At 48.8% G+C, this 11,910-nt stretch carries 9 protein-coding genes; 8 read left to right on the top strand and 1 reads right to left on the bottom strand.

Translation table 11 applies throughout. The features are described from left to right. The first annotated feature begins 60 nt into the window (after positions 1-60). The 5 genes from A7975_RS13765 to A7975_RS13745 are packed head-to-tail and all read left to right on the top strand — an operon-like array spanning position 61 to position 6,899. On the top strand, positions 61-942 hold the full coding sequence (locus A7975_RS13765) for a carbohydrate ABC transporter permease (RefSeq protein ID WP_065385457.1): 882 nt from the start codon (positions 61-63) through the stop codon (positions 940-942). After that, positions 942-1,787 carry a carbohydrate ABC transporter permease gene (locus A7975_RS13760; protein ID WP_063846123.1) on the top strand — a complete coding sequence of 282 codons (846 nt, stop codon included), beginning with the start codon at positions 942-944 and terminating at the stop codon, positions 1,785-1,787. The genes A7975_RS13765 and A7975_RS13760 overlap by 1 nt, the downstream gene beginning before the upstream one ends. A gap of 21 nt (positions 1,788-1,808) precedes the next feature. Beyond that, the gene (locus A7975_RS13755; protein WP_065385456.1) at positions 1,809-3,620 is read left to right on the top strand and encodes a cache domain-containing sensor histidine kinase; all 1,812 of its coding nucleotides are present in this window, start codon (positions 1,809-1,811) and stop codon (positions 3,618-3,620) included. Further along, entirely contained in the window at positions 3,617-5,236 is a 1,620-nt protein-coding gene (locus tag A7975_RS13750; protein ID WP_053377258.1) for a response regulator transcription factor, read from the top strand. Before A7975_RS13755 ends, A7975_RS13750 begins: the two co-directional genes overlap by 4 nt. A gap of 46 nt (positions 5,237-5,282) precedes the next feature. Continuing rightward, positions 5,283-6,899: a glycoside hydrolase family 3 protein gene (locus A7975_RS13745; protein WP_065385455.1), complete on the top strand. Its 1,617-nt coding sequence runs from the start codon at positions 5,283-5,285 to the stop codon at positions 6,897-6,899. A 74-nt stretch (positions 6,900-6,973) separates the two neighbouring features. Here A7975_RS13745 and A7975_RS13740 read toward each other — a convergent pair whose 3' ends face one another. Further along, complete coding sequence (locus A7975_RS13740; RefSeq protein ID WP_053377256.1) at positions 6,974-8,116, bottom strand: YfbR-like 5'-deoxynucleotidase; 1,143 nt, start codon at positions 8,114-8,116, stop codon at positions 6,974-6,976. 114 nt (positions 8,117-8,230) lie between these two features. On the opposite strand from A7975_RS13740, the gene A7975_RS13735 reads away from it, so the two are divergent. From A7975_RS13735 to A7975_RS13725, 3 genes are all read left to right on the top strand, one after another. Next, entirely contained in the window at positions 8,231-9,208 is a 978-nt protein-coding gene (locus A7975_RS13735; protein ID WP_065385454.1) for a bile acid:sodium symporter family protein, read from the top strand. Between the two features lie 63 nt (positions 9,209-9,271). Then, entirely contained in the window at positions 9,272-11,047 is a 1,776-nt protein-coding gene (gene pnpS / locus A7975_RS13730; RefSeq protein WP_065385453.1) for a two-component system histidine kinase PnpS, read from the top strand. A 119-nt stretch (positions 11,048-11,166) separates the two neighbouring features. Further along, a complete protein-coding gene (locus A7975_RS13725) occupies positions 11,167-11,889 on the top strand; it encodes a response regulator transcription factor (protein WP_053377253.1) in 723 nt (240 codons plus the stop codon). Positions 11,890-11,910 lie beyond the last annotated feature (21 nt).

Raw genomic sequence — 11,910 nt, 5'->3', positions numbered from 1 at the left:
GAGGGTGTCCTTCCTTCCAGGAGGACACCCTTTTTAACGCCAGGATAAAAGGAGGACATTATGAACAGAGCTCTCAAAAATCCAATTACTTACGTGGCGTTCATTATTCCGACGCTTGCATTATACGCTTTATTTTTTGTTTATCCGGTCATCGTTTCGTTCTTTTATGGCTTCTTTCGTTGGGACGGCATTACCGAGAAGGTATTTATCGGATTCGATAACTTTACGAGACTGTGGCAGGATGAGGTTTTTAGAAAAGCGCTTTTGAACAACTTTTACTTTATGGCTTTTTCCTTAATTGTGAACATTCCGCTCGTCTTCTTGATTTCGATAATTATCAGTAAAGTTAGACGGATGCGCGACTTTTACAAATCGGCCGTATTCGTGCCGGTTGTGATCTCGACGGCTACAGTAGCGATTTTGTTCGGCGTGCTCTACAACTATGATTCCGGTATGATCAATCAGTTTATTCGACTGGTTGCACCAGAGAGCTGGGCGCGTGAATGGTTGTCCGATCCGAAGCTTGCCATGCTTTCGATTCTAATTGCAAACGCTTGGCAAAATATCGGCTTCTTCATTGTATTATGTTTGGCGGCTATTCTAAACATTCCGAAAGAGATCGTCGAAGCTTCCAAGCTCGATGGCGTTAACGGCTGGCAAGAAACATGGTCTATTACGCTTCCTCTCGTCAGACCTATCCTGTTCGTTATGCTGCTGCTCACCGTTTCGGGAACGATGAAGGTGCTTGATATCGTACAAATTATGACGAATGGCGGTCCGTTCCAATCCACGGAGGTTATGTCGACATACATGCTTAAAGTAGGCTTCCGTTCGCTTGAGCTTGGTTATGGCAGCGCGATCGGGGTAGCGATGTTCATTATTATTTTAGTGCTTACTGGCATTTTGCAACGCATCACGAAAAGCGAGGAGGTGCAATACTGATGAAACGTTCCGGTAACTCACAATGGTGGATGCATACTTTTTTATTTGGTTATGTAATCGTATTGCTCTTCCCTTTGCTGTGGCTTTTCATGTCTTCCTTCAAAACGAATCGTGAGATCACAGTCAATACATGGGCACTGCCAACCAGCTTTAATTTTGACAACTATGTTGCCGCATGGCAAACCGCGAATATCGGAAAATATGCTTGGAACAGCACCTTTGTAACGGTAATCGCATGTGTGCTTACGCTGCTCTTCGCAGCGATGACTTCGTTTGCAATCGCGCGCATGAAATACAAGAAAACGAACAAAGCGATTTACCAATTTATTTTGCTTGGTCTTATCGTGCCTCCGGGTGCTTTGTTTATTCCGCTGTACCGTTTGGTTCAAGGCATTAAGTTGTTCGGACAGCCATTATATGATACGCATTGGTCGCTAATTTTGGTATACTGCACTTATGCTTTGCCAATTACCGTGTTTATTATATATGCTTTTATGCTATCGATTCCTAATGAATTGGAAGAAGCGGGCATTGTGGACGGGCTTGGCGCGACGGGATTGTTTTTCAAAGTGATCATTCCGATCTCCTTGCCGGCGCTTGTAACCGTATTTATTTTAAATTTTATTTCCAATTGGAACGAATATATTTTATCCCAGTTATTCATAACGTCTGAATCGCTCAAAACGCTGCCTACCGGCATGGCTACCTTTAATGATGGTTACCGCACTAACTTTGCATCGCTCTCCGCAGCGGTCATCATAAGCATCATTCCGGTTCTAGTCGTGTATATGTTCTTGCAGCGCCAAATCATTGAAGGCATGACGGCGGGCAGCGTAAAAGGGTAAATAGAAAAAGGAGTCTACCAGATGAACTTGAGACCGAAATTGATGCTTGCTTTCATATGTCTAATTATCATTCCGATGATTGGCCTCGGCATATTCTCTTTCCTAAATTCAGAGACGCTGCTCGAGAAAAAATATAGCGAGCAAACGGAAATTTCGCTCAAGGCGGTAGGAGGCAACATTCGTTACTTTTTTCGCGAGCTGGATCAGCTCTCCGACGGCAATCTGACAAGTTCGGAGGTGCAGGATACGCTCAAATACAGCTCGTATACGTCTAATGACGCCAGTACGCTCATCGCGATCAACCAAGCGGAGAAAGAAATGAAACGGATCTTGTTTCAGCATCCCGCCGTAAGCTTCGTCGTCATGTATGCGAAGGACGGTACGATGTTCCGCTCTTATCGCAACGACCCAACGACATTCAAGCCGATTTCGTTTGATATGCTGAAGGCGCATTCCACTTACAAAGAAGTGATGGCGCTTGGCGGACGACCGCTATGGATCGGCCCGTACGAGCAGCGGGAGCTGACTGGCGTTGAGCCGCCGCTCTTTACGCAAATGCGCGTCGTAAAGGATATCGAGTCGTTTAACGATCTTGGCGTCATGATTACGCAGTATAAGACGGAAGAGATTTCGAGCATGCTCAAAGCGTTTCAAAATCCGAAGGCGGACGCGGCTGAGACAAGGTATCTTATCGTGAACAAGTCTGGCCTTATTATGCTGGACAGCAGCAGTGAATTTGACGGCCATAACATTAATGAACAAACGGACGCGCTTCCACAGCAAACGGATAACTATATGAGCTCCAGAGTAAAGTTCGAGGGTATCGATAGTTTGGTTTCCTCTTATCAGCTCGATCGCAACGAATGGATTCTTGTATCGGTGAAGCCTTGGGATTCGCTAACGAATGAGAATGTGCGGTTCGTGCAATGGATTGGGATGATTACCGTGCTTGGGTTGTTATCGGCGGTACTCTTCAACGTCTTCTTCGTGAACCGTGTAGCCAAATCGATCATCAAGGTTGTCCGCAAAATGAGACTGGTCGAGCAAGGCTTGCTCGACATTCGCGTTACTGCGCAGGGCAAGGACGAAACCGTCCTGCTTGCGAACAGCTTCAACAGCATGGTGGAGCGGATCGGGAATCTGCTCAGCGAGGTACGTACGGAGCAGGCCCGCAAGCAGCATGCGGAGATGATGCTGATGCAGGCTCAAATCAAGCCGCATTTCCTATTTAATACGCTGGAGTCGATTAATGCGCTAGCTGCGCAAAACGAAGGCGCCAAGATTATGTTAATGGTACGCAGATTAAGCAATTTGCTCCGCACGAGCATGCATCATTCGGAAGAAATAAGAATAAACCAAGAAATCGAGCATGTGCGCAGTTATTTGGAAATTCAGAAGTACCGCTTCGAGGAGCTATTCAGCTATGAGCTCAACGTTCAAGAAGAGGCGCTTGATTATTCCATATTAAAGCTGACGCTGCAGCCCTTGGTAGAAAACAGCATCCAGCACGGTTTTGACGGCTATGAGGATGGGCAGGGCGTCATTACGATAGATGTAACCGCCCAGCGCCACAGCATCGTCATTATGGTCCGTGACAACGGACTTGGGATGAGTTCCAGCGTATTAACTAAGCTGGCGAATGGTTTGAATCCTTCCAGCAAGCAGCCAAATGCTGTAGAGATGGGCGAAAGAAGAGGGCTTGGCCTGCGAAATGTGGCCGATCGCCTTCGCATTCATTATGGCCCTGCTTATGGCATGTGGATTTGCAGCCAAGAGGGCAGCGGTACCGTTATTCGTTGTGTTATTCCGAAGAGCAGAGGTGATCAGCTATGACCGGTAAGGTTCTCCTAGTCGATGATGAAGCGCATATTACGAGAAATCTGGAAAAAGTTATTCCCTGGGAAATGCTTGGACTTACTGTTGGAGGAACGGCCAAAAACGGCGTTGAAGCATTGGAGTTGATGGAGAATCAAACCTTCGATTTATTGCTGTGCGATATTAGGATGCCAGTAATGGACGGTTTGGAGCTAGTGCGTCATATCCGTGAGAAAGAGATGGCCTGCGACATTATTATGCTGTCGGGGTATCAGGATTTTGCGTATACGCGAACGGCTATTCAATTCGGCGTCAATGATTATATACTAAAGCCCATTCCGTACGATGAATTAACGGGCGTCATTGCCAGAGTGATGTCGAGCCAGCGGAGTAAACAAAAGCAGCTGCAAGAGGAGAAGCAGAAGCTTGGCCGAATGATTGATCTGGCCAGTGAAAAGATTTTATACGATATCATCATGGATTACACCGATGTTACCGCGGATAACTGGCTATTGACCGGAGATGAGCAGCAGCTGAAACAGCAGCAGTTCGTCTTAATTGTGCTTGATCTTGATGTCAGCTCCGAGAAAACGAGAGATTGGCGCGATTGGTCGGACAAGGAGCGGAAGCTGTGGAACTTTGCCGTATGTAACGTCCTTCGCGAGAAGCTGCAGCAAAACGGGCTGCATCATGCCGTCATTCAAATTCGCGATGGCGAATGGTGCGTCCTTATCGAAGTTGAAAAAACAGCTGAATTTGACTTAACGCTCATAAACGATTGGGCTGATATGCTGCTCACCGCGATAAAAAGCCATGTAAAGCTGTCTTTGTTTGCAGGCATTTATCGGGAATTTGCAGCGGTTGCCGATTTGTCTCACGCTTATAAGCAAGTTCAGCAGGGCATGCAAATTACGCCGGAGCATGACAGCATTGCGATCTATCCATCCGATCAGCAAAAATCATCGCAAGCGGATCAAGCGTTTTGGGAAACGGCAGAAAAAATTATTGGAGCCGTTAAGCGCGGAGACACAAAAGCTGTCGATATAGAGCTCAATAGCATTACCGAGCTGCTCCAGCGAATGAACGAGCCTTCGCTTAACCGAGTTAAACCGCTGTTACATTTCTTCGTCCTGCATCTCATGCGGGAAATGAAGGAAATGGGGGTATTCACGCGTGAGCAGGAGGATATGCTGTGGCGCAGGCTGGATCGCCGCTTCGGAATCAAGGATTTGCTGTCGGTTATCCGTCAGGTGACAAACGCGGTTTCAGAAAAGTCGATGGATAAGAAGAAGCAGTCGGAGCGTTCGATGACCGAGGCTAAAGCGTTTCTGGATCGCAACCTGTATCGTGATCTTAGCGTGGAGGAAACGGCAACGCATGTCGGATTAAGCACTTCTTATTTCAGTCTATTGTTTAAACAAACGTTCGGAGAAACGTTCATTGAATATGTTACGCGGCAGCGGATGGAGCGTGCGAAGGCGATGCTGGCGGATACGCCAAAGAGCGTAGCGCAGATCGCGAAGGAAGTCGGGTATGCGGAGCGGCGTTATTTTACGAAGGTGTTTATGAAATATACGGGCGAGAATCCAACGGACTTCCGCAGCAGGCGGCAAGATAATATTGGAAATAACTAACAACCGCTTAGATCAAAGTTCAATCATTGGGAGGACGGGGTAAGAAATGACGATACAGCGTGAATGGCAAAGCTGGAGCCTGAATAAAAAAATTGGTCAACTATTTGTATTCGGTTTCCACGGCTATGAGCCGACCGAGCAAATTAAACGGTTAATTGAAGCAAATGGCATTGGCGGCACCATTTATTTCTCTCGCAACGTGAAGGATGCGAAGCAGGTACATAAGCTTAGCGGCGAGCTTCAGAGCATTGCGAAAAATGCAGGCCAGCCGCCCTTGTTCGTCGCCATTGATCAGGAAGGCGGGATGGTGGCGCGCTTGGTTGACGGCGTTACGCTTATGCCGGGCAATATGGCGATTGGAGCGGCCGGACTTGCGGAAGGCGCAAGAGAAACGGCGCGCGTATGCGGCGAGGAGCTGCGCCAGCTTGGCGTGACGATGAATTACGCGCCCTGTATCGACGTGAATAACAATCCGGACAATCCTGTCATTAACGTTCGGTCGTACAGCGACCGTTCGGATGTTGTATCTGAGCTTGGAGCGGCAGCCGTACTTGGCTATCAGTCAGCGCGGGTAGCTGCGACGGTTAAGCATTTTCCGGGACATGGCGACACCGCGGTTGATTCTCATCATGCACTGCCAATTCTTCTCCATGGCCGCGAGCGGCTGGAAGCGATTGAGCTGAAACCTTTCAGAGCTGCGATAAAAGCAGGCACGGACTGCATTATGACCGCGCATGTGTGCTTGCCGGCGCTTGATCCAACAGGCGTTCCTTCGACGTTGTCCGAGCCGGTCATTACGGGCTTGCTGCGCAAGGAGCTTGGTTATGAGGGCATTGTCGTTACCGACTGCCTGGAGATGGATGCGATCGACAAAAACTATGGGCCAGCGCAAGGAGCGATCAAAGCGCTACAAGCAGGAGCGGACATGGTGCTTATTAGCCACACGTTTGAGAAGCAATGGGCTGCTCTGGAAGCGGTTATTGCTGCTGTAGAGAAGGGTGAGCTTTCCGAAGCGCGCATTGATGAGGCGCTTGACCGGATTATGTCGCTTAAGGTGAAGCTTGAGCTTGATGAATCTTTGAAGGCGTGGGAGCAGGTTGAGCCAATAATCGGTACGGAGGCAAACAAAGCAGTAGCGAGAAGATGGAGCGAAGCTTCCGTTACGCTGGTGAAAAATGATGGCGGATTGCTGCCTTTGAGCCGCAGCGAAAGCACGCTTGTGCTATGGCCGGACATTGTTCCCGTATCGGTAGCGGATGAGATGCTATCCGGTGACGGTTCTTTAGGCCAATTCCTCGGCGAGTACGGGGCTAATGTGGTGGAGCGGCGGATGAACAGCGACAACCCGCTTGCGGATTTGGATCGCTTCGCCCAAATTATCGTTGTTACCTACGATGCCTCCAAACATCCGTTAGAGCGCGATATTGCGCGTGAGGTTGTCAAGCTGGCGCCGGAGCGTACGGTAGCCATCTCGGTTCGGAATCCGCTGGATTTGCTGCTTTATCCCGAGGTGAAAGCTTATGTTGCTGTCTATGAATGCAGGCCGCTTGCGCTTGCGGCAGCAGCGAAAGCGTTGCTGGGCGACATAAATCCGATAGGGAAGCTGCCGCTTGAGATATCGGCGGCGTATCCATTTGGCTGGAACGCAGCCGCCGACAGCTAATGTATACGAATAAGGATGTTAGACTGCGAGTGAATGATACTCGCGGTCTTTTTCATGTTTGGTGAGTGTTGCAGCTATTGTCCAATCAGATTCGAATAGGTCAAATCATGCAATATATAGGCCAGAAAAAAAATAACGCAAGGATTCTCGTAGCGATGCTGGATTTTGACGAGCTGGTGATAATAGGTGTCCGCGTAATGAGGGTTGTTGCGCATCTCCAGGCTAGCCTTGATCAAGGCATCCAGCTTGTCTGCAATATCGACCATTTCGCCGATATAATCATCGGATTTGCTGTGCGCGATAAATTCGATCATGTCCTCGTGAAAGAGCGACGGCAGCTTATTGATCATAAACCGCGCGGTTTCCTTCTCATACTGCTCGAACGCATGCTTGATGTCTGGATTGTTATGCTTGAAATTCGATACGACATCGCCGGACAACGCCTCGGGCAAATCATGCAGCGTTGCTTTGGCGAGCAGCTTATAAAGATCGATGTTCGTGCTGCCGAAGCGCTCGATTTCGAGTAAGCCATTAAACAAAGCAAGCGAGGCTACGCGGAAGGAATGGGTTGCATCATTGTCCGGAACGAGGTTATAGCTGCCGTTCCACCGTTTTACCGTGTCCAAATTGACGATGTATTGGATGAATTCATAAAAGCCGTCCTGCTTGTCATACTCGTTCAGCAGCCATTCCATAGATTCGAGCTTCGTATCAAGCAGAGTCTGCCTAAGCTCCTGATGTTTCGCATGAAAGAAAGGGTTCGTATCGTATCTGGATTCCCGGTGACAATACAGGTAAGCATCCAGCGTATCGATGGCATCGACCAATCGCCCGATATGCGTGTCATCCTGAGCATTTACGATATAATCATATGCCTGCGGCTGAAGAGACTTCGAGAGATAGGAGACGATCTCCTTGCTCAGCTCCTTCTCGAAGTCGCGGATATGATTCATGACGAGCGATTCCTTCTTGGTGACGTGCTTAATGGAGCCTGTCCCCGTGTTATTTAAATCGCCCCATAAACTTCTGGCGAGCAGCTTCAATTTGTCGATCGGCTCATTGCACACTTTCTCTTCAATGATACCGATAAGAATGGACAAGGCGGCACATCTAAAGCTATGCGTGGAAGCATTGTCCTCGAAACGAGGCGCGTATTCGCTCCACCTTGGCACGTATTGCATACGGATGATCGTGTTGGTGAACTTGCCGTTTTTCATCGTTATCTCCTTTGCCAGCATGAATTCATCGTTATCGTTACTGTACAGGAATGTCTATGTTATTATAAAGCTTATGTACAAAAACGACTAGATGAGGCAAATGAGGAGAATAACATGCGTGAATTTGGATTGGCTTTTAACCGGCATTTTGAACGATGGATGTTTATCATTATTCCGAGTTCCTTGATACTCGGTTTTATATTTGCTTCGCAGCTGCAGCCTTTTATTAAATCAGTCCCTTATTTATTTGCCTATATAACGTTAACGATGGCGATCGGCTGCGGCCTCGGGCAATTGCGTATCGTGATGAAAAGGCCGGGCGTGATGGTGCTCACCTTCGTGATCGCTCACGTGTTGTCTCCGCTAGCTGCCTACGGACTTGGTGCCCTCGTATTCGGAGCGGATTCACCATATGTCGTCGGGCTTGTTCTGTTTACGATTATTCCCATCGGCGTCTCGACGGTTCTCTGGGTAGGGATGTCAGGCGGCAGCGTTCCGCTTATGCTGGCAATGGTCGTACTCGATTCGGCGCTTAGTCCGCTTGTAGTGCCGGCCGGCATTCATCTGTTTTTTGACTCATCGGTTAATGTGAAGGCGGGACCTATCATTATTGATTTGCTTGTCATAATCGTGCTTCCTACCATTATCGGCGTCGCGCTTAATCAAATGAGCCGAGGCCGCATTCAGCAAGTCGTTCAGCCGTACACATCGCCGCTGTCCAAGCTTTGCTTCGTAGCCGTGGTATCGCTGAACGCATCGGCGATCGCGCCGCATCTGGATAAGCTGAAGCAGGATATGCTGCTGCTCGTTCCGCTAGTTGTCGTGCTGGTTGGCTTATGTTATGCCCTCGGTTATATCGGAACGGCGTATCTTCGCAATAACGAGCAGCAGGTGACCGTGTCTTATGCGACCGGCATGCGCAATATTTCGCTTGGCATCGTGCTCGCGCTTGGCTATTTCAGCCCGCTTGCAGCTGTTCCCGTCGTATTATCGATTCTAATTCAACAGCCGTTCGCCACGGTGCACCATTACGTTTTACAAAAACTTAATAAAAACAAGTCTAGCGAAAGTACAGTGCCGCATGTACGATAAACGATGTATGTAAACGCACCGTCAAAAGGGTGTAGGCCTGACCAAACATAGGGAGTGAACCGGATGAACAGCTTTCGCACTAGGCTGACGCTTATTATGATCGCGATGATCGCATTATCAGTGAGTGCAGCAGGCTTATTTATGGTCAAAACGTTTAATCAAAACCATATAAACGCGCTTGAAGACAATATGGTTCGCGAGATGCAAATTATTTCGGCAAAGATGGAATGGAAATCAGGCGAATTATCTTCGTTATTTGACTATTATTCGGAAGAGGCAAAGGAGCTTAAGCGTTATACGGGCGCACGCGTAACCTTTATTCGCAATGACGGTGTAGTTCTTGGCGATTCGGATGGGGACCCTAGATATATGGACAACCATCTTAGTCGAATTGAAGTAGAGGAAGCGTTAAAGTCAGGCACCGGCAGAGCGATTCGTGCTAGCGAAACCGTTAAGCAAAATATGATGTATGTCGCCATTCCGGTTCAGGTTATCCCGGATCAAGCACCGGATGTTATTCGTCTTGCCATGAGCTTGAAAGAGGTTGAAAACAGCATCCGCAACTTGACGATGGGCCTTATGGCAGGCCTGCTTGTGCTCTTCTTGATCGCAGCAATTATCAGCTACCGCCTTGCTTTAGGCTTGACTAGGCCGCTGGAGCAAATTACGAAGGTTGCAAAACGAATTAAAAACATGGATTACCGCGCGCGAGTGAAGGTGACGAAGCAGGATGAAATCGGCGAGCTTGGCAACGCTATTAATGCGATGGCTGACAGCCTTCAGGTGCAAATGACGCGCATTCAGCAAAACGAGAATCAGCTCGAGAGCGTGCTTGATAATATGATTAACGGCATCGTGATGATTGACCGCGGCGGCAAAATCGTGCTGATGAACAGGCGTGCCGAGGAAGTGCTTGGCTTCTCTGCCCGCGAGCTGGTCGGACGCCATTATGCGGAAGCTAAGCAGCAATACGAGCTGTCGCAAATGATTCAAGAGGGATTAAAGAGCAAGCAGCATTTGCGTGAGGAGATCACGTTTTATTTTCCGGAGGAGAGGCTGCTTGAGCTTAACCTCGTGCCGATTCATCCAGAGGGCAATGAGTTCTCCGGCGTGCTGCTCGTCCTGCAGGACGTATCGGCAATCCGCAGGCTGGAGCGGATGCGCAGCGAGTTTGTCGCTAACGTATCGCATGAGCTGAAGACGCCGATCACGGCTGTCAAAGGTTTTGCAGAGACGCTGCTAGGCGGCGCGGTCAATGATGAAGAAACGGCCCGTTCGTTTTTGCAAATCATCTTCGATGAGAGCGATCGCCTTAACCGGTTGATCGGAGACATTCTGGAACTGTCCAAAATCGAGTCGCGCCGCGTGCCGCTCGTATTCTCGCCGGTCGAAGTGGACAGCTTCGTAGAAAAATCGATCAGGCTTATGGAATCGGAAGCCTCCCGCAAAAACATCGAGCTTACGATGAATATCGAGCCGGGCCTTTATGTTGAAGCCGATGAGGATCGACTGCGGCAAATTATTATGAATCTGCTCTCCAATGGCATTAATTATACGCCGGAGGGCGGAAAAGTATCGCTTAAGGTTGAAGGGCTGGGCGATGATCACATTCGCATCCAAATTACGGATTCCGGCATCGGCATTCCGAAAAAGGATTTGCCGCGCATATTCGAACGTTTTTACCGTGTGGACAAAGCACGCTCGAGAAGCTCAGGCGGGACGGGGCTTGGCCTCTCCATCGTCAAGCATCTCGTAGAGCTGCATAAGGGAACGATATCCGTAACAAGCGCTGTGGGAGTCGGTTCAACGTTCACAATCGAGCTGCCTGTCCTGCAATAGAAAAAAAGATTTACCTATTCTTTACGAAACCATGATAAACTAGCTTTAAAAGCAAAGCTATAAATAAGCGGACGCAGCGTGAATAACGCTGCTATTCGCTAGGTTGGAGTGGAGGTAACATGTCGCATAAAGTGCTCGTCATTGAAGATGAACCGACATTAGCGAGACTATTGTCGTACAACTTGACCCAAGAGGGCTATGAAACGACCGTTATCGATCATGGCGGGGAAGGCTTGCAAGCCGCATTGCAGCGCAATTTCGATTTGGTCATTCTGGACATCATGCTGCCTGGCATGAACGGCTTCGAAATATTGAACCGCCTTCGCCAGAACGGCGTCAGAACGCCAGTCATTATTTTGACGGCCCGCAATGCAGAGGAAGAAGTCGTGCAAGGCTTGAAACATGGCGCAGACGATTATATTACGAAGCCATTTGGCGTTGCCGAGCTGCTTGCACGCGTATCTGCGGTGCTGCGCCGGACACAGCTGGACGACAGCAAGCCGATTGAATCAACGGAGAAGGTTATCACTGCCGGAGACCTATCGATTTATCCGGAGAAGTATGAGGTTATTTTAAACGGAGATGCCATCCCGCTTAGACCGAAGGAGTTCGAAGTATTGCTCTATCTTGTGCAGCGTCCGGGCATGGTTATTACTCGGGATGATCTGATGAATGTCGTATGGGGCTTCGATTATATCGGCGGCCAGCGTACGGTTGACGTTCATGTGAGCTCGCTAAGGAAGAAGCTGGAGCTTGGGCAGCAATCGGTCCAAATTGAATCCATTCGCGGCGTCGGCTACAAACTCGTTATGCCAAAAAAGCTCGTTACCCCGAAGTTATAGGGCGGACGAGCTTTTTTTAAT

Origin of the sequence: Bacillus sp. FJAT-26390, assembly GCF_001682865.1 — a bacterium.
Classification (GTDB): Bacteria; Bacillota; Bacilli; order Paenibacillales; family Paenibacillaceae; genus Pristimantibacillus.
The sequence above is the reverse complement of the archived record's forward strand: the minus strand, read 5'-3'. Positions and strand labels throughout refer to the sequence as shown.